The sequence below is a fragment of the Streptomyces sp. NPDC048600 genome (genome assembly GCF_055587025.1).
Map to the genome: position 1 here is coordinate 18068 of NZ_JBVJGZ010000016.1, position 18390 is coordinate 36457.

Sequence of the window (18390 nt, forward strand, 5' to 3'; positions counted from 1 at the left end):
CCAGGCACTTTGCCCGGCGGCAGCGGCGTCCGGGCCCCGCACGGCCCGGAGCGAGGAGGTGAGTGGGACGTGCAACTGACCCCGCACGAGCAGGAGAGGCTGCTGATCCACGTGGCGGCCGACGTCGCCGAGAAGCGCCGGGCCCGCGGTCTGCGGCTCAACCACCCCGAGGCCGTGGCCCTGATCACCTCGCACCTCCTCGAAGGCGCCCGCGACGGTCGCACCGTCGCCGAACTGATGGCCTCCGGACGCAAGTTGCTCACCCGTGACGACGTCATGGACGGCGTCCCGGAGATGATCCACGACGTCCAGGTCGAGGCCACCTTCCCGGACGGCACCAAGCTCGTCACCGTCCACGACCCGATCGTGTGAGAGGGGCGGCCCGATGATTCCCGGCGAGATCCTGTTCGCGGACGGCCCCGTGGTCCTCAACGAGGGCCGTGAGGTCACCCGGCTGACCGTCCTCAACTCCGCCGACCGGCCCGTACAGGTCGGCTCCCACTACCACTTCGCCGAGGCGAACCCGGGCCTCGACTTCGACCGTGCCGCCGCCCGCGGCAAGCGGCTGAACGTCGCCGCCGGTACGGCCGTACGATTCGAGCCCGGCATCCCCGTCGAGGTCGAACTCGTCCCGCTCGCCGGCGCGCGGATCGTGCCTGGACTGCGCGGGGAGACCGGAGGTGCCCTCGATGCGTGAGATCTCCCGTGCCGCCTACGCCGACCTGTTCGGGCCGACCACCGGCGACCGTATCCGGCTCGCCGACACCGACCTGCTGATCGAGATCGATGAGGACCGCTCGGGCGGCCCCGGACTCGCCGGTGACGAGGCGGTGTTCGGCGGTGGCAAGGTCATCCGCGAGTCCATGGGCCAGGCGCGCGCTACGCGCGCAGACGGCACCCCGGACACCGTGATCACCGGCGCCGTGATCGTCGACCATTGGGGTGTGGTCAAGGCCGACGTAGGCATCCGCGACGGCCGGATCACCGGCATCGGCAAGGCGGGCAACCCCGACACCATGGACGGCGTCCACCCCGACCTGGTGATCGGCCCCGAGACCGAGGTGATCGCGGGCAACGGGCGCATCCTCACCGCCGGTGCCATCGACGCGCACGTCCACTTCATCTGCCCGCAGATCGCCGACGAGGCGCTGTCCTCGGGGATCACGACCCTGGTCGGCGGCGGCACCGGACCGGCCGAGGGATCGAAGGCCACCACGGTCACGCCGGGCCCCTGGCATCTGGCCCGCATGCTGGAGGCGATGGAGGCCCATCCCCTCAACATCGGTCTCCTCGGCAAGGGCAACACCGTCTCCCACGAGGCCATGCTGTCCCAGATCCGCGGCGGCGCCCTCGGCCTCAAGCTGCACGAGGACTGGGGCTCCACCCCGGCCGTGATCGACGCCTCGCTGACCGTCGCGGAGCGCACCGGCATCCAGGTCGCCATCCACACCGACACGCTGAACGAGGCGGGCTTCGTCGGCGACACCCTCGCCGCGATCGCCGGGCGCGGCATCCACGCCTACCACACCGAGGGCGCGGGCGGCGGCCATGCGCCGGACATCATGACCGTGGTCTCCGAGCCCCATGTGCTGCCCAGCTCCACCAACCCGACGCGGCCCTTCACCGTCAACACCGCCGAGGAACACCTCGACATGCTGATGGTCTGCCACCACCTCAACCCGGCCGTCCCCGAGGACCTCGCCTTCGCCGAGTCCCGCATCCGGCCCTCGACCATCGGCGCCGAGGACATACTCCACGACCTGGGCGCCATCTCGATCATCTCCTCCGACTCCCAGGCCATGGGCCGCGTCGGAGAGGTGATCCTGCGTACCTGGCAGACCGCGCACGTGATGAAGCGCCGCAGGGGCGCGCTGCCGGGGGACTCGCACGCCGACAACCACCGAGTACGTCGCTATGTCGCCAAGTACACGATCAACCCGGCCCTCGCGCAGGGACTCGCCCGGGAGATCGGGTCGGTCGAGAGCGGCAAGCTCGCCGACCTGGTGCTGTGGGACCCGGCGTTCTTCGGCGTCAAGCCCCAACTCGTCCTCAAGGGCGGCCAGATCGCCTATGCGCAGATGGGCGACGCCAACGCCTCCATCCCCACCCCGCAGCCGATCCTGCCGCGCCCCATGTACGGCGCGATCGGCCGGGCTCCGGCGGCCAACTCCGTGAACTTCGTCGCCCCTCTCGCCGTCGAGGACGGGCTGCCGGAGCGACTGGGGCTCGGGAAGAGGTTCGTGGCGATCGAGTCCACGCGGGCGGTCACCAAGGCCGACATGCGCGAGAACGACGCCCGGCCCCGGGTCGAGGTCGACCCCGACAGCTTCGCCGTGCACATCGACGGCGAACTCGTCGAGGCCACCCCGGCGGCCGAACTGCCCATGGCCCAGCGTTACTTCCTCTTCTGATGTCCAGGGCAGCGCTACTCGTCCTCGCCGACGGCCGCTTCCCCGCCGGAGGGCACGCGCACTCCGGCGGTGCCGAGGCGGCCGTCAAGGCCGGGCGCGTCAAGGACGCGGCGACGCTGGAGGACTTCTGCCGGGGGCGGCTGCACACGGCCGGGCTGGTGGCCGCCGGGCTCGCGGCGGCGGCCGCGCGCGGGCTGGACCCGGTGGAACTGGACGCCGCCGCCGACGCCCGAACGCCGTCGCCCGCGCTGCGGGCGGCCGCGCGCCGGCTGGGGCGGCAGTTGCTGCGGGCCGCGCGGACGACCTGGCCCTCGCCCGAACTAGACGCACTGGCGGGGCGGTTCCCCAAGGGAGCCCACCAGCCCGTGGTGCTCGGTGCCGTGGCGCGCGGGGCCGGGCTCGGGGCGCTCGACGCGGCGTACTGCGCGGTCTACGAGAGCGTCAGCGGGCCGGCCACGGCGGTGGTGCGGTTGCTGAGTCTGGATCCCTTCGAGGCCACGGGGGTGCTGGCGCGGCTGGCGCCGGAGCTTGATCTCGTGGCCGACGGGGCGGTGGAGGCGGCGGGGCGGGCCGCGGGGGAGGGAGTGGGGGTGCTGCCCGCGGGGTCGGCTCCGCTGCTGGAGCTGTCGGCGGAGGCGCACGCGGCGTGGCCCGTGCGGTTGTTCGCTTCGTAGGAGTTTCTCGCCCCCGCCGCCCCTTCCCGTCCCGTCCCCAGGGGCTCCGCCCCTCGACCCCGCCAGGGGGCTCCCGCCCCCTGGACCTATGCCCACCCACCACCCGACTCGGGCGTTCAAGAGGTTCCGAAAAAGCCGAGGCGCCTCGCCCGCCCGTTCCCGTCACCCGTGAAGGAGTCCTGAGCCATGCATCTCGACCACACTCACACCGCCGCGCCCTCCGCGATCAGTGCCGACGCCCGGCGGCCCGACGGGCGGCGGAGGGCGTTGCGGGTCGGGCTCGGGGGGCCCGTGGGGTCCGGGAAGACGGCGACGGTCGCGGCGCTGTGCCGGGTCCTGCGGGAGGAACTGTCCCTCGCCGTCGTGACCAACGACATCTACACCCGCGAGGACGCCGAGTTCCTGCTGCGCGAGGCCGTGCTGCCGCCCGAGCGGATCGCCGCCGTGGAGACCGGGGCCTGCCCGCACACCGCGATCCGGGACGACATCTCCGCCAACCTGGAGGCGGTGGAGGACCTGGAGGACGAGGTGGGTCCGCTCGACCTGGTGCTCGTCGAGTCCGGCGGCGACAACCTGACCGCCACCTTCTCGAAGGGGCTGGTGGACGCGCAGATCTTCGTCATCGACGTGGCCGGGGGCGACGACATCCCGCGCAAGGGCGGACCCGGCGTGACCACGGCCGACCTGCTGGTCGTCAACAAGACCGACCTCGCACCGTACGTCGGCTCGGACCTCGCGCGGATGGCGGCCGACGCCGAGGTGCAGCGGGCCGAACTGCCCGTCGTCTTCCAGTCCTTGCGCGAGGAGCGGGGTGTCACCGAGGTGGCCGCCTGGGTGCGTGGACAGCTCGCCGTGTGGCGGGCCCGCTGATGAGCGGGGTACGCGCCACCGCACGGGTCGTCGCCCGCGCCGACGGACGGGGCGGTACCGCCCTGCCCGTCCTGGAGAGCGAGGGCCCGCTGGCGCTGCGCCGGACCAGGGCGCACGGCGACGAGGCGCACGTGATGCTCGTCGGGGCCATGAGCGGGCCGCTCGGCGGCGACCACCTCACCGTCCGCGCGGAGGCCGGGGCCGGCGCCCGGCTGCGGGTCGGCTCAGCCGCAGCCACCCTGGCGCTGCCGGGGCAGACCAAGACGGAGGCCCGCTACGACGTCCTGCTCGACGTCGCCGACGGAGGCGAACTGCACTGGCTCCCAGAACAGTTGATCTCGGCGCGGGGCAGTGACCTGTATGTCACCACTCGTGCCGACCTGGCCGCCTCCGCGCGGCTGGTGCTGCGCGAGGAGCAGGTGCTCGGCCGGGCCGGGGAGGAACCCGGGCGGCTCACCAGCCGTCTCACTGTGCGGATCGAGGGCCGCACGCTCCTCGACCAGGAGCTGTCCTGCGGGCCCGGCGCACCGGGCGGCTGGGACGGCCCCGCCGTGCTCGGGGGGCACCGCGCCGTCGGGCAACTGGTCGTCGTACGGCCCGAGTTCGCGGAACGCCCGGTCGCGGCCCGGGTACTGGGTGAGGGGGCCGTGCTGATGCCCCTCGCCGGACCGGCCGCGCTCGTCGGCGCCGTCGCCCCCGACGCCCTGCGGCTGCGCCGGGTGCTGGACGAGGCCCTGAACGGGCTCGACCGGGGTGACCGCTGACCGGTGTTCCGGATCCGGTTATCGGATTGGCAAAGAACCGCGGCCGCCCCTGTCCCGCATCACCTCGCAGCCGCCAGGATCACCCCGTACTCGTGTCTGAACGTCGAAATCATGTACGGGGAGGACTACTTGAGAGACACCCAAGCGAAAAGGCGTACGGCCGCGGCAGGTTCGGCCGGTGCGCTGATCGCCGCGACGCTGATCGCCGGGGCAGTGACCGCGCCCACGGCCAGCGCCAGCCAGGGTGACAGCCGTCACCGCACCGTCAGCGAGGCGCACGGCGCCGCGATCGCGGCGGCCCGCGCCGCGAAGGCCGGGATCAACTGGCAGGACTGCCCGCCCGACTGGGGCCTGGAGCAGCCCATCAAGTGCGGCTGGGTCACCGTGCCGCTCGACTACGCCAAGCCGTACGGCAAGCAGATCAAGCTCGCCGTCGACCGCATCGGCCACACCGGCACCCCCGAGGAGCGCCAGGGCGCCCTCCTCTACAACCCCGGTGGCCCCGGCGGCTCCGGCCTGCGCTTCCCGCGCCGCGTCGTCACCGGCGCGCCCGTGTGGGCGAAGACGGCCAAGGCCTACGACTTCGTCGGCTTCGACCCGCGCGGTGTCGGCAAGTCGGCTCCGATCTCCTGCATCGACCCGCAGGAGTTCGTCAAGGCACCCAAGATGGACCCGGTGCCGGACAGCGAGGCCGACAAGCGCGCCCAGCGCAAGCTGGCCCGTGAGTACGCGGAGGGCTGCGCCGAGCGCAGCGGCGAGATGCTGCCGCACATGACCACGCCCAACACCGCGCGCGACCTGGACGTCATCCGCGCCGCGCTCGGCGAGAAGAAGCTGAACTTCCTCGGCGTCTCCTACGGCACCTACCTCGGCGCGGTCTACGGCACGCTGTTCCCGACGCACGTGCGCCGCATGGTCGTCGACAGCGTGGTCAACCCCTCCCGCGAGAAGATCTGGTACCAGGCCAACCTGGACCAGGACGTCGCCTTCGAGGGCCGCTGGAAGGACTGGCAGGACTGGGTCGCCGCCAACGACGCCACCTACCACCTCGGCACCACCCGTGACGCCGTCCAGGCCAAGTGGCTCGAACTGCGGGCCGCCGCCAAGAAGAGCCCGCTCGGCGGGGTCGTCGGCCCGGCCGAGCTGATCTCCTTCTTCCAGAGCGCCCCCTACTTCGACAGCACCTGGGCCTCGAGCGCGCGCGTCCTGAGCGCGTGGGCCGCCGGTGACACCCAGGCCGTCGTGGACGCCGCCGCGCCCGACCTGAGCGACACCGCGGGCAACGCCTCCTCGGAGAACGGCAACGCCGTCTACACGGCCGTCGAGTGCGCCGACGCCCAGTGGCCCACGAGCTGGAAGAAGTGGGACCGCGACAACACGCGGCTGCACCGCGACCACCCGTTCATGACCTGGTCCAACGCCTGGATGAACCTGCCGTGCGCGACCTGGCCCGCCAAGCAGCGGACGCCGGTGAACGTGAGGACCCACAAGGGTCTGCCGCCCGTGCTCATCGTGCAGGCCGACCGGGACGCGGCGACGCCGTACGAGGGTGCGGTGGAGCTGCACGCGCGCTTCAAGGGCTCCCGTCTGATCACCGAGAAGAACGCGGGCTCGCACGGTGTCACCGGCCTGGTCAACTCCTGCGTCAACGACCGGGTGGACGCCTATCTGCTGACCGGGGCGCTGGACTCGTCGGACGTGACGTGCGCGGCGCACGCCACCCCTAAGCCGTAGCGCTCCGCTCGGCGGGGTGTGGTCCGGTTCCCTGTGGCTGCGCCCGCGCGGCGGAGCCGCATGTCGGCACAGCCTCGCGCCCCTAGGTGAGCCAGGCGTCCTCGGCGTCGTAGTCGAAGAGGTCGCCGTACGTCGCGTACATCTTCGGGTAGGCCTCCCGCCAGTCCCTTCCGGACAGTCGGTCCGTGATCCACTCGACCGTCTCCGGGAGGGACTCGGCGTATCCGGTGACCTGGCGGTAGCCGAGCTCCCGGCGCGCCGCCGACATGTCGCAGACGACCGGCACCGGCACCGACCAGGGGGAGTCGCCCACCGTCGGGGCCGGCGCGGGACCGTCGACCAGGACGGTCCTGGGCGGTGCCACCCCCATCGCCGTGTCGATGGCCTCGGCGATCTCCGCGACCGTCGGGGCCTCGCCGTCACAGGCGTTGAGGACCCGGGAGCCGGGCCGGGCCGCCGCCAGCCGGATCAGCTCGGCCAGGTTGTGCACACTCGCGGGATGGAAGCGGCTCTCGCCGCCGTGGGCGAGCACGCGGCTGCGGCGGCCGTCGAGGTTGCGTTTGACGAAGTACAGCTCGCGCGGGGTACGGCAGTGCGGGCCGTGCACCGCGCCGGCGCGCAGCAGTGTGGCCGGCAACTTGTCCCCCGCGGCGAGAAGTTCGCGCTCCACCGCCACCTTGCGGGTGCTGTACGTGGCGTCGCCGGGGGAGACCGTCGGCTGTGTCTCCGGGATCGGCAGCGGGTAGTGCGGGAAGCCGTCGGGCTCGGACTGGGTGTCGAAGCCGCGGCCCACGCCGTCCTCGTAGACGGCAACGCTGGAGATCACCACGGCCGAGGCGACGCGGCCGGCCAGCCGGGTCAACTGGCGGGCGTGGTGCTCCCGGAAGGCGACCATGTCGACGAGCACCTCGCAGTCCTCGCCGACCACCGCCTCCAGCGCGCTGTCGTCCTCGCGGTCGAGCCGGACCGCGCGGACTCCCTCCGGCCAGGCCGCGTCACGGCCGCCGCCCCGCGAGGCGGCCGTCACCTCCCAGCCGTCCCGGACCAGCGCCGCCACCGCCGGTCGTCCGATCTGTCCCGTCGCCCCGATCACCACAGCTCGTCCCATGCGGCGACCGTACGCGCCCGGCGGCCCGGGCCCCAAGGGCGTCTGCCGACAGCAGAGCGCGTCAGGTCAGCGGCATCCGCGGGAACCTGCGCTCCTTGGCGTCGGCGGCCTGCTCCGCCTTGGCGACGGCCGCGTACGTGTCGACGTACTCCTGGCCGGACAGTTCCAGGATGGCGTACATGATCTCGTCGGTGATCGCGCGCAGGACCGCCTTCTCGTGTTCCATCCCCGCGTAGCGGGAGAAGTCCAGCGGCTCGCCGAACCGGATGACCACCGGGTGGAAGTGGGGAACGATCCTGCCGGGCGGCTGCGCCTCGAAGGTGCCGATCATCGCGCACGGGACGACCGGGACGCCCGCCCTCAGCGCCATGACGGCCACGCCGACCTTGCCCTTGTAGAGGCGGCCGTCGTGCGAGCGGGTGCCCTCGGGATAGATGCCCAGCAACTGGTCCTTGGCGAGTACGCCGAGGCCCTCGCGGATGGCGGCCTGTCCCGCCTCCTTGCCCGAGCGGTCCACCGGGATCTGCCCCACGCTGCGGAAGAAGGCCGCGGTCAGCCGGCCCTTGAGACCCGGCCCCGTGAAGTACTCGGCCTTCGCCAGGAAGGTGATGCGGCGCTTGAGCACGGCAGGCATCAGGAAGTGGTCCGAGAACGACAGATGGTTCCCGGCGACGATGGCCGCCCCCGAGGACGGCACATGCTCCAGGCCCTCGATCCGGGGCCGGAAGACCAGCCTCAGCAGCGGGCCCAGCAGTACGTACTTGAGCAAGTGGTAGAACAAGGGCGCTCCTCACTCCGGCGAAGCCGCCCAACCCCCTCGTTCCCGCAGGTCAACCGGCCCGTTCTGATGGGGAGTCAGTGTAGGCGCGGGTGCCCGGGACGGGAACCGGGCCCGGCCGTACCGGGGACGGGCGGGTGACGGGAAACGATCCCTCCGGACGAGGGAATCCCGGCCCCCGGCTCCCGGCCTTCACGGCCCGGCCCCTCGAAGCGGGTACCCCGGCTCCAGGCCTCCGCGGCCCGGCCCACCGGAGCCGGAGACCCGGCCCCACGGAAGCGGGGCGCGGCCCACCCAGGGCCGCGCCCCGAAGGACCGGGACGCCGGTCAGCCCGTCAGCACCTTCTCCAGCGAACCCATCGCCGACAGGAGTTCCTCCGCGGTGATGGTCAGCGGCGGCGCGATCCGGATCGTGGAGCCGTGCGTGTCCTTGACCAGGACACCCTCGCGCATCAGGCGCTCACTGATCTCGCGGCCCGTACCGATGGCCGGATCGATGTCGACGCCCGCCCACAGGCCGCGCGCGCGGAAGCCGACGACACCCTTGCCGACCAGCTCGGTCAGCCCGTCGCGCAGCACCACGCCCAGCTCCGAGGCCCGGCGCTGGAACTCGCCGGTCTCCAGCAGCTCCACCACGGCCGTGCCGACCGCCGCGGCCAGCGGATTGCCGCCGAAGGTCGAGCCGTGCTCGCCCGGCCGCAGCACCCCGAGCACCTCGCGGCTGCCGATCACCGCGGACACCGGCACGATGCCCCCGCCCAGCGCCTTGCCGAGCAGCACCAGGTCCGGGACGACGTCCTCGTGCTCGACGGCGAGGGTGCGCCCGGTGCGGCCGAGGCCGGACTGGATCTCGTCGGCGATGAACAGACAGCCCGCGCGGCGGGTCAGCTCACGCACCCCGGTGAGGTAGCCGTCGTCGGGGATGACGACGCCCGCCTCGCCCTGGATCGGCTCGATCAGCACGGCGGCGGTCGTCTCGTCGACGGCCTCCTCCAGCGCGGCGAGGTCGTTGTACGGCACGATCCTGAAGCCGGGCGCGAACGGCCCGAACCCGGCCCGCGCGGTCTCGTCGGTGGAGAAGCCGACGATGGTCGTCGTACGGCCGTGGAAGTTCTCCGCCGCGACCACGATCGTGGCCCGGTCGGCGGGCACGCCCTTGACCTCGTAGGCCCACTTGCGGGCCACCTTGATGGCGCTCTCCACCGCCTCGGCGCCGGTGTTCATCGGCAGCACCATGTCGTGTCCGGTGAGCGCGGCGAGCCGGTGGGCGAACTCGGCGAGCCGGTCGTTGTGGAACGCCCGCGAGGTGAGCGTGAGGCGGTCCAGCTGACGGTGCGCGGCCTCGGTCAGCGCCGGGTTGCGATGGCCGAAGTTGAGGGCCGAGTACCCGGACAGCATGTCGAGATAGCGGCGGCCCTCGACGTCCTCCACCCAGGTGCCCTCGGCACGCGCCACGACCACGGGCAGCGGGTGGTAGTTGTGGGCGAGGACCGGCTCCTCGGCGCGGATCAGCTCGGCGGAGGAGCGGGTGCGGGCGGGTGCGGTCATCAGCGGATCTCCTGGGTACAGCACTTGATGCCGCCGCCGGCCTTCAGGAACTCCGACAGGTCGACGGCGACGGGGACATAGCCGCGCTCGGCGAGGTTCCCGGCGAGCGCCTCGGCCTGCGGCGCGATGAACACATGGCGGCCGTCGGACACGGAGTTCAGCCCGAAGGAGGTGGCGTCCTCGCGGGTGGCCTTCACGGCGTCCGGGAAGAGCCGTTCGAGCACCTCACGGCTGCCGGGTGAGAACGCCTCGGGGTAGTAGACGATGTTGTTGCCGTCGGCCGAGTCGTCCAGCACGAACAGCGCCGTGTCCAGGTGGTAGAAGTACGGGTCCACCAGGTTCAGACTGATCACCGGACGGCCGAAGAACTCCTGCGCCTCGCGGTGCGCCTCACGGGTGGTGCGGAAACCGTGCCCGGCGAGCAGGTACCGGCCCGTCCAGACCAGGTCGCCCTCGCCCTCGCACACCGACTCCGGGCGGTGCACGGCGAAGCCGGCCTGCTTGAACCACATGTCGTAGTGCACGGACTCAGGGCGCCGCTCCTCCGCGTGGAACAGCGAACCGAAGACACGGCCGTCGACGACGACCGCCGAGTTCGCGGCGAACACCATGTCGGGCAGTCCGGCGACCGGCTGCACGGAGTCGACGGTGTGCCCGTGGGCACGGTAGGTGCGGATCAGCTCCTGCCACTGCTCCTGGGCCAGGTCGACGTCGACCTCGACGTCGGGATGCATCCAGGGATTGATCGCGTACTGCACGGCGAAGTGTCTGGGTTCGCAGACGAGGTAACGCCGCCGGCGCGGCACACGGCTGTCGGTCACAGAGGGGTCCCTCCGCTTCCTGGGGTGATCGGTCAGGGGTGATACCACGGTAGAAACTGACACCGACGCCCGACAAGAAACAAAAGCTGCGTGTCCGCGCAGGAATGCTGCGCATTGATCAGGGGATACGCACGTCTCATGCGCCCTCGGGGGCGGGCTGGGACGCACCCGCCTCCGGACTCTCCGGCAGCAGATGGGACAGCACCATCACACTGATCGTCTTGCGGATGAACGGCTCCGTCCGGATGCGCTCCAGCACCTCCTCGAAGTGCCCCACGTCCCGCGCCCGCACATGCAGCAGCGCGTCCGCTCCGCCCGTCACCGTCATCGCCGCGGTGATCTCCGGATGGTTGCGCACCACCTCGGCGAGCCGCCGCGGCGGCGCCGCGCCCTCGCAGTACACCTCGACGTACGCCTCCGTGCGCCAGCCCAGCGCCGAGGGCCGCACGGTCGCCGTGAACCCGGTGATCACGCCGGTCTCGCGCAGCCGGTCCACCCGGCGCTTGACCGCCGTCGCCGACAGCCCGATCGCCCCGCCGATCTCGGCGAAACTGGTCCGGGCGTTCGCCATCAGGGCGGTGATGATCTTCCGGTCGAGCTCGTCGAACGGAGGGGTGCTGCTGTTCACACCGCCACTGTATCCAGCGCAAACGCGCCTGCCGCGTCCCACGCGAACGTCCTCGCCGAGCCCGTGTCCAGGCCCGCCGATCACGCCTACACTCCACGTTCATGCTGCGTGCCCTGGCTGTCGACGACGAACGCCCCTCGCTGGAGGAACTCCTCTACCTCCTCAACACCGACCCGCGCGTCGGCAGCGTGGAGGGCGCGGGCGACGCCACCGAGGCACTGCGCCGCATCAACCGCGCCCTGGAGAGCGGCCCCGACGGCCCCGAGGCCATCGACGTCGTCTTCCTCGACATCAACCTGCCCGGCCTCGACGGCCTCGACCTCGCCCGGCTGCTCACCGGCTTCGCCCGGCCCCCGCTGGTCGTCTTCGTCACCGCCCACGAGGACTTCGCCGTCCAGGCCTTCGACCTCGACGCCGTCGACTACGTCCTCAAACCCGTCCGCCGCGAACGCCTCGCGGAGGCCGTCCGCCGCGCCTCCGACCTCACGCCCGGCACCCCGCGCGGCACGGAACCACCGGCCGGCCCCGCCCCGCGCATACCCGTGCACGAGCCCGACCCCGACCAGATACCCGTCGAACTCGGCGGCGTGACCCGCTTCGTCGCCGTCGACGACATCACCCATGTCGAGGCCCGCGGCGACTACGCCCGGCTGCACACCGCCCGCGGCAGCCATCTGGTCCGCATCCCGCTGTCCACCCTTGAGGACCGCTGGCGCGCCCGCGGCTTCGTCCGCATCCACCGCCGCCACCTCGTCGCCCTGCGCCACATCGCCGAACTCCGCCTGGACGCGGGCTCCGTCAGTGTCCTGGTCGGCGCCGAGGAGCTCCAGGTCAGCCGTCGGCACGCGCGCGAGCTGCGGGACCTGCTGATGCGGAGGCCCTGACATGCCCCAGGACCCCGCCGAGGCCCGGGTCGTCGTCACCGGCCCGCCCCGCCGCACCCGCCGTACCCCGGCCCGCCTGCGCCCGCGCACCGAGATCGACGAGCAGACCACCCTGGGCCACACCTACGTCCGCTCCCTGATGCGCAGCCAACTGCGCGCCGGGCTCACCGCGTTCGCCGTCCTCGTCCTGCTCGTCGGCCCGCTGCCCCTGCTCTTCAGCGCCATGCCCGCCGCCCGCCGCCTGGAGTGGGGCGTCCTCGGCTTCGGCCTGTACGCCCCCCTCGTGCTGCTCGCCCGCTGGTACGTGCGCCGCGCCGAACGCAACGAGCGGGACTTCGTCAGTCTCGTCGAGGACCGGTGAGCCGCCCCGTGGCCGACGTCCGGTGAACCCCGGCTACGCCGTACCGGCGGTCGCCCTGGTGGTCGTGGCGACGATCCTCGTCGGCGCCTTCGGCCTGCGCATCTCCCGCACCACCTCCGACTTCTACGTCGCCTCCCGCACGGTCGGCCCCCGGCTGAACGCCGCCGCCATCAGCGGCGAGTACCTGTCGGCCGCCTCCTTCCTCGGCATCGCCGGCCTCGTCCTGGTCCAGGGCCCCGACATGCTCTGGTACCCGGTCGGCTACACCGCCGGCTATCTCGTCCTGCTGCTCTTCGTCGCCGCCCCGCTGCGCCGCTCCGGCGCCTACACGCTGCCCGACTTCGCCGAGGCCCGGCTCGCCTCCCAGGCCGTACGGCGGCTCGCCGGTGCCTTCGTCGTCGGTGTCGGCTGGCTCTATCTGCTGCCCCAGCTCCAGGGCGCCGGCCTCACCCTCACCGTCCTGACCGGCGCCCCCGACTGGCTCGGCGGTGTCATCGTCGCCGTCGTCGTCACGGTCACCGTCGCGGCGGGCGGCATGCGCAGCATCACCTTCGTGCAGGCCTTCCAGTACTGGCTCAAGCTCACCGCGCTCCTCGTGCCCGCCCTCTTCCTCGTCCTGGCCTGGCAGCAGGACGGCCGCCCGAGCCACGCCTTCGAGGAGCCCGCCGCCTTCCGCGAGCAGCGCACGGTCCGCGTCGACGACAGCCTCGACCTCAAGCTCGACCGCCCGCTGACGGCCACCGTCACCGGCACCGTCGACGGCGCCCGCTACGAGGACCGCGAGACCACCCTGCCCGCCGGCACCCACCGCATCGACGGGGGCACCCGGCTCACCTTCGCCCCCGGCACCGCCGTCCCCACGGCCGAGCGCGGCGGCAACGGCGGCATGTCGACCTCCCTCGCGGCCGGCCGCGCCGAACGCCCGCTGTACGCGACGTACGGCCTGATCCTCGCCACCTTCCTCGGCACCATGGGCCTGCCCCATGTCGTCGTCCGCTTCTACACCAGCCCGCACGGCGTGGCCGCCCGCCGCACCACGGTCGCCGTCCTCGCCCTGGTCGGCGGCTTCTATCTGCTGCCCCCGGTCTACGGCGCCCTCGGCCGCCTCTACGCCCCCGAGCTGACCATCACCGGCGACGCCGACGCGGCCGTCATGCTGCTGCCGGGCCGGATGCTCGGCGGTGCCGCGGGCGACCTGCTCGGCGCGCTGGTCGCCGGCGGGGCCTTCGCCGCGTTCCTGTCCACGGCGTCCGGACTGACCATGGCCGTCGCGGGCGTCCTCACCCAGGACGTACTGCCCAGGGCCCTTCTGACGGATCTCCGCGGCGTACGGCAGTTCCGGCTGGGCACCGGCCTCGCCATGCTGGTGCCGCTTGCGGCGAGCGCGCTGGCGGGCGGGCTGCCGGTGGCGGACGCGGTCGGGCTCGCCTTCGCCGTGTCGGCGTCCTCCTTCTGCCCGCTGCTCGTCCTCGGCATCTGGTGGCGCCGGCTGACGCCGCCGGGCGCGGCCGCCGGGATGCTGGTGGGCGGTGGCTCGGCGTTCCTCGCCGTCACCGCGACCATGGCCGGCTTCCTCGGACCGGGCGGACTGCACGCCCTGCTGGCCTGGCCCGCGCTGTGGTCGGTGCCGCTGGGCTTCCTCACCATGATCCTGGTGTCGCTCGCCACCCCGGGCCGGGTCCCGGCGGGCACGGCGGCGATCCTCGCGCGGTTCCATCTCCCCGAGGAGCTGAGAGTGGAGGCGAAGGCGTGACCGGATTCGTGGCGGGGCTCTGCGTGGCCGTCCTGCCCCTGCTGGCCGCGGGCTTCTGGATCGGCCGGCGCACCGCCCGCCGGGAGAGCCGCGGCGACGGCCTCGGCACTCCCGTCGAGCACGCCACCTTCCAGACCCTGCACACCGCCTCGCTGGCGGCGCCCTCGCTGCGGGCAGGCCTGACCGAGGAGACGGCCCGCAGGTCGGCCCGGCGGCTGCGCTCCCTGCTCGGCACCGAGGCCCTGTGCCTCACCGACGAGGAACGGGTCCTGGTCTGGGACGGCGTCGGCGCGCACCACCGCGACGACATCATGGAGCGCCTCGCGGGCGCGTTGGAGACCGGCCGGGGCGAGGCCTTCCCGCTGACCTGCCCCAGCCCCGCCTGCCCGGTCCGCTGGGCCGTGGTCGCCCCGCTCACCGTCGACGACCGGGTGCACGGCGCCCTGGTCGCCTGCGCGCCCCGGGAGTCCGCCGTGCTGGTCCGCGCCGCGGGCGAGGTGGCCCGCTGGGTCTCCGTCCAGCTGGAACTGGCCGACCTCGACCGCTCCCGCACCCGGCTCATCGAGGCCGAGATCAAGGCCCTGCGCGCCCAGATCTCGCCCCACTTCATCTTCAACTCGCTCGCGGTGATCGCCAGCTTCGTGCGCACCGACCCCGAGCGGGCCCGGGAGCTGCTGCTGGAGTTCGCCGACTTCACCCGCTACTCGTTCCGCAGGCACGGCGACTTCACCACCCTCGCCGACGAGCTCCACGCCATCGACCAGTACCTCGCCCTGGTCCGCGCGCGCTTCGGCGACCGCCTCGCCGTCACCCTCCAGATTGCACCCGAGGTGCTGCCCGTCGCGCTGCCTTTCCTCTGTCTCCAGCCGCTCGTCGAGAACGCGGTGAAGCACGGTCTCGAGGGCACGGCGGACACCTGCCGCATCGGCATCACCGCGCAGGACGCGGGCGCCGAGGCGCTGGTGGTCATCGAGGACGACGGCGCCGGCATGGACCCCGCGCTGCTGCGCCGCATCCTCGCGGGCGAGGTCAGCCCCTCCGGCGGCATCGGACTGTGCAACGTCGACGACCGGCTCCGCCAGGTCTACGGCGACGACCACGGCCTCGTCATCGAGACCGCCCCCGGCGCCGGGATGAAGGTGACCGCCCGGCTGCCGAAGTACCAGCCGGGCGTGCACTCGGCGGCCCGCCTCGGCCGGGGCTGAACCAGGGAGCCGTACCTGCTCGGCCGAACCAGGGAGCCGTATCCGCTCAGGTGCTGCGGGTGGCCACCATGCCGAGGGTGATCAGCCCCAGCACGACCCAGCCGAACCACAGCCAGCCGTTGCTGCCGAGCACCGCCGTGTAGGCCGTCACCATGACGAGTCCGCCGAGGGTGAGAACCCCCATGGTCTTCGTGGAGCTGTCCGTGGAACCGGGCATCGCAACACCCTCCTCGTGGTCCGTCCCTCCATGGTGCCCCGGATCCGCGCCGAAGCGGCCCCGATCCGCAAATACGTCCGGTTTCCGGCGCGGGCAAGGGAGGAGAAACGGGAAAAAAGCGAGGGGGCGGGAGGGCAGCGAGGGGGCGGGACAGCTCCCGTGCGGGGAGGCCGCTCAGCGGCTGCGGGCGTTCAGCGAGGCGAGATAGGCGTTGTACGCCTCCAGCTCCTTGTCGCCGTCCCGGTCCGCGGCCCGGTCGCTGCGCTTGGCCTGCCGCTGCTCGGAGCCGTACCACTGGAACAGCAGTGCGATCAGCACCAGCACCGAGGGGATCTCGCTGAAGGCCCAGGCGATACCGCCGGCCGCGTTCTGGTCGGCGAGCGCGTCGATCCCGAGCGAGGCGGGCGGGTTGCTGTACGTCTTCACCATCGGGGTCGAGCCCATCATCAGCGCGATGCCGAAGAACGCGTGGAACGGCATGCCCGCGAACAGCTCCAGCATCCGCATCAGATACCCCGGCCGCTGCGGGCCCGGGTCGACGCCCATGATCGGCCAGAAGAAGAACACCCCGACCAGCAGGAAGTGGATCATCATCACGGTGTGGCCCGCCTGGGACCCCATCAGCGTGTCGAACAGCGGGGTGAAGTAGAGCCCGTACAGGCTCGCGATGAACATCGGGATGGTGAACGCCGGGTGCGTGACGACCCGCATGTACCGGCTGTGCAGCAGCGCCAGCAGCAGTTCCCGCGGCCCCTTGCGCCCCCGTCCGGCGACGGGCAGCGCCCGCAGCGCGAGGGTGACCGGCGCGCCGAGCAGGATCAGGATCGGCGACAGCATGCTGATCACCATGTGCTGCACCATGTGCACGCTGAACATGACCATGCCGTAGTCGTTCAGCCCGGTGCACATCACCAGCGCGATGCTCAGCACCCCGGAGACGAACGCCACGGTCCGCCCGAGCGACCAGGCGTCCCCGCGCCGCCGCAGCCGTACGACCCCCCACGCGTACAGCGCGATCCCCAGCAGGCAGGCGACGAGAAAGAACCCGTCCGGCGACCACTGGAGACCGCGCCCCAGCGTGAACGGCGGCAGGTCCATGGTCATGCCGTGCCCGCTGTGCTCCATAGCCGGCTCCTGCTTTCGTGGGGGTTGTGCGCTTTGGTCCGGCACCAAGACTAGAACTGCCCCCGGCCACACTTGCGACCGGGGGCAGATCAGCGCACTCAGGGGCGCGGGGCTGTATCAATCATGCGGCTCCGCCGCGCGGGCGCGACACGCCACGACGAACCCGCACCCGCAGTAGAGCCAGAAGAAACGGGCAACCGCCGGACGGCTAAAGCACGCACTCCGCCTCGGCGTACCGCCCCTCCGGCACCGTCTTCAGCGTCTGCACGGCCTCGGCCAGCGACACCATGACGATGTCCGTGCCCCGCAGAGCCGTCATCTTCCCGAACTCACCCCGGTGCACGGCCTCCACCGCGTGCCACCCGAACCGCGTCGCCAGCACCCGGTCGTACGCGGTCGGCGTACCACCGCGCTGCACATGCCCGAGGATGACCGGACGGGCCTCCTTGCCGAGCCGCCGCTCGAGTTCGACCGAGAGCTGCCGGGCGATGCCCGCGAACCGCTCGTGGCCGTAGATGTCCTTGCCGCCCTCGTCGAACTCCATGCTCCCGGCCCGCGGCTTGGCACCCTCCGCGGCGACCACGATCGCGAACCGCTTGCCCGCCTCGAACCGCTCGCCGACCACGGTGGCGAGCTCCTCGATGTCGAAGGGCCGCTCGGGCACCACGATGGCGTGGGCACCCGCGGCCATGCCGGAGTGCAGGGCGATCCAGCCGGTGTGCCGTCCCATGACCTCGACGACGAGCACCCGCTGGTGGGACTCGGCGGTGGTCTTGAGCCGGTCGAGGGCCTCGGTCGCCACACCGACGGCCGTGTCGAAGCCGAAGGTGACGTCCGTGACAGCGATGTCGTTGTCGATGGTCTTCGGCACGCCGACGACGGGCAGACCGCTGTCGGACATGAGCCGGGCCGCCTTGAGCGTGCCCTCGCCGCCGATCGGGATGATCGCGTCGAGTCCGAGGTCCGCGACATGGCCCTTGGCCCGCTCGACCCCGTCCCGCAGATGGGACGGCTGGACGCGGGAGGAACCGAGGATGGTTCCGCCGCGGGCGAGGATGCCGCCCACCGCGTCCAGGTCGAGCTTCATGTAGTCGCACTCCAGGAGGCCCTTCCAGCCGTCCCGGAAGCCGATGACCTCGTCGCCGTGGTCGACGACGGCACGGTGCACGACGGACCGGATGACGGCGTTCAGGCCGGGGCAGTCGCCGCCGGACGTGAGGACACCAATGCGCATAGCCCGAAATACCTTTGCAACGTGGGGGCCGAGGACCGGACCACGTTGTCCGGCTTGATCCCGGTCACCCTACCGGCGTGAGGGGGTCGCACCACCATGGGCGTCCGCCTGGTGGACGTGCCCGCACATGTGAGCGGACGGCCTGTCAGAGGGGCCCTCCCAGTACGGTGACGCAGCCTTCTTTCCTCTGCCTTTCGTCCGCGTTTCGGGCATCTGGAGCGCGGTCGACGAGACGTGAAAGAAGAGCCGCCCGGGGCCACGGGGGCCCAGGGCGG

Annotated in this window: 19 protein-coding genes; 11 read left to right on the forward strand and 8 right to left on the reverse strand. The window is 72.3% G+C overall.

Annotation, left to right across the window (positions count from 1 at the left end; all coding sequences use genetic code 11):
* The first annotated feature begins 69 nt into the window (after nt 1-69).
* The 7 genes from ACZ6SQ_RS21795 to ACZ6SQ_RS21825 all read left to right on the forward strand — a co-directional run bounded on the left by ACZ6SQ_RS21795 (nt 70) and on the right by ACZ6SQ_RS21825 (nt 6453).
* Nucleotides 70-372, forward strand: coding sequence for an urease subunit gamma (locus ACZ6SQ_RS21795; protein ID WP_386379609.1), 303 nt, complete (start codon nt 70-72; stop codon nt 370-372).
* A 13-nt stretch (nt 373-385) separates the two neighbouring features.
* Nucleotides 386-697: an urease subunit beta gene (locus tag ACZ6SQ_RS21800; RefSeq protein ID WP_356689985.1), complete on the forward strand. Its 312-nt coding sequence runs from the start codon at nt 386-388 to the stop codon at nt 695-697.
* A complete protein-coding gene (locus ACZ6SQ_RS21805; protein ID WP_469564531.1) occupies nt 690-2411 on the forward strand; it encodes an urease subunit alpha in 1722 nt (573 codons plus the stop codon). The genes ACZ6SQ_RS21800 and ACZ6SQ_RS21805 overlap by 8 nt, the downstream gene beginning before the upstream one ends.
* Nucleotides 2411-3085 (forward strand): urease accessory protein UreF, encoded by a 675-nt coding sequence (locus ACZ6SQ_RS21810; RefSeq protein WP_469564533.1) that lies wholly within the window; start codon nt 2411-2413, stop codon nt 3083-3085. Before ACZ6SQ_RS21805 ends, ACZ6SQ_RS21810 begins: the two co-directional genes overlap by 1 nt.
* Nucleotides 3086-3271: 186 nt before the next feature.
* The gene (gene ureG, locus ACZ6SQ_RS21815) at nt 3272-3955 is read left to right on the forward strand and encodes an urease accessory protein UreG (protein WP_469564536.1); all 684 of its coding nucleotides are present in this window, start codon (nt 3272-3274) and stop codon (nt 3953-3955) included.
* Nucleotides 3955-4719 (forward strand): urease accessory protein UreD, encoded by a 765-nt coding sequence (locus ACZ6SQ_RS21820; protein ID WP_469564539.1) that lies wholly within the window; start codon nt 3955-3957, stop codon nt 4717-4719. The genes ureG and ACZ6SQ_RS21820 overlap by 1 nt, the downstream gene beginning before the upstream one ends.
* Before the next feature lie 111 nt (nt 4720-4830).
* Nucleotides 4831-6453: an alpha/beta hydrolase gene (locus tag ACZ6SQ_RS21825; RefSeq protein WP_469564542.1), complete on the forward strand. Its 1623-nt coding sequence runs from the start codon at nt 4831-4833 to the stop codon at nt 6451-6453.
* A gap of 82 nt (nt 6454-6535) precedes the next feature.
* On the opposite strand, the gene ACZ6SQ_RS21830 is transcribed toward ACZ6SQ_RS21825, so the two are convergent.
* The 5 genes from ACZ6SQ_RS21830 to ACZ6SQ_RS21850 all read right to left on the reverse strand — a co-directional run bounded on the left by ACZ6SQ_RS21830 (nt 6536) and on the right by ACZ6SQ_RS21850 (nt 11336).
* A complete protein-coding gene (locus ACZ6SQ_RS21830; protein ID WP_469564545.1) occupies nt 6536-7561 on the reverse strand; it encodes an NAD-dependent epimerase/dehydratase family protein in 1026 nt (341 codons plus the stop codon).
* 61 nt (nt 7562-7622) lie between these two features.
* Nucleotides 7623-8342, reverse strand: a complete 720-nt coding sequence (locus tag ACZ6SQ_RS21835) for a lysophospholipid acyltransferase family protein (protein ID WP_386379601.1) — start codon at nt 8340-8342, stop codon at nt 7623-7625.
* A gap of 324 nt (nt 8343-8666) precedes the next feature.
* Entirely contained in the window at nt 8667-9887 is a 1221-nt protein-coding gene (rocD, locus tag ACZ6SQ_RS21840; RefSeq protein WP_469564550.1) for an ornithine--oxo-acid transaminase, read from the reverse strand.
* A complete protein-coding gene (gene ddaH / locus ACZ6SQ_RS21845; RefSeq protein ID WP_386379599.1) occupies nt 9887-10708 on the reverse strand; it encodes a dimethylargininase in 822 nt (273 codons plus the stop codon). Before ddaH ends, rocD begins: the two co-directional genes overlap by 1 nt.
* Nucleotides 10709-10844: 136 nt before the next feature.
* A complete protein-coding gene (locus ACZ6SQ_RS21850; RefSeq protein WP_386379598.1) occupies nt 10845-11336 on the reverse strand; it encodes an Lrp/AsnC family transcriptional regulator in 492 nt (163 codons plus the stop codon).
* 101 nt (nt 11337-11437) lie between these two features.
* On the opposite strand from ACZ6SQ_RS21850, the gene ACZ6SQ_RS21855 reads away from it, so the two are divergent.
* The 4 genes from ACZ6SQ_RS21855 to ACZ6SQ_RS21870 are packed head-to-tail and all read left to right on the forward strand — an operon-like array spanning nt 11438 to nt 15539.
* The gene (locus ACZ6SQ_RS21855; RefSeq protein WP_469564554.1) at nt 11438-12220 is read left to right on the forward strand and encodes a LytR/AlgR family response regulator transcription factor; all 783 of its coding nucleotides are present in this window, start codon (nt 11438-11440) and stop codon (nt 12218-12220) included.
* A 1-nt stretch (nt 12221) separates the two neighbouring features.
* On the forward strand, nt 12222-12581 hold the full coding sequence (locus tag ACZ6SQ_RS21860; protein ID WP_469564558.1) for a hypothetical protein: 360 nt from the start codon (nt 12222-12224) through the stop codon (nt 12579-12581).
* Nucleotides 12582-12603: 22 nt separating this feature from the next.
* Nucleotides 12604-14334 (forward strand): sodium/solute symporter, encoded by a 1731-nt coding sequence (locus ACZ6SQ_RS21865; protein WP_386379595.1) that lies wholly within the window; start codon nt 12604-12606, stop codon nt 14332-14334.
* Nucleotides 14331-15539, forward strand: coding sequence for a sensor histidine kinase (locus ACZ6SQ_RS21870; protein ID WP_469564562.1), 1209 nt, complete (start codon nt 14331-14333; stop codon nt 15537-15539). Before ACZ6SQ_RS21865 ends, ACZ6SQ_RS21870 begins: the two co-directional genes overlap by 4 nt.
* Nucleotides 15540-15585: 46 nt before the next feature.
* Here the strand turns inward: ACZ6SQ_RS21870 and ACZ6SQ_RS21875 are convergent, their stop codons facing one another.
* From ACZ6SQ_RS21875 to ACZ6SQ_RS21885, 3 genes are all read right to left on the reverse strand, one after another.
* A complete protein-coding gene (locus tag ACZ6SQ_RS21875) occupies nt 15586-15756 on the reverse strand; it encodes a hypothetical protein (protein WP_386379593.1) in 171 nt (56 codons plus the stop codon).
* 174 nt (nt 15757-15930) lie between these two features.
* Nucleotides 15931-16881 carry a cytochrome c oxidase assembly protein gene (locus ACZ6SQ_RS21880; protein WP_469564566.1) on the reverse strand — a complete coding sequence of 317 codons (951 nt, stop codon included), beginning with the start codon at nt 16879-16881 and terminating at the stop codon, nt 15931-15933.
* A 208-nt stretch (nt 16882-17089) separates the two neighbouring features.
* Entirely contained in the window at nt 17090-18115 is a 1026-nt protein-coding gene (locus ACZ6SQ_RS21885) for a 6-phosphofructokinase (RefSeq protein ID WP_386379591.1), read from the reverse strand.
* Between the last annotated feature and the right edge of the window lie 275 nt (nt 18116-18390).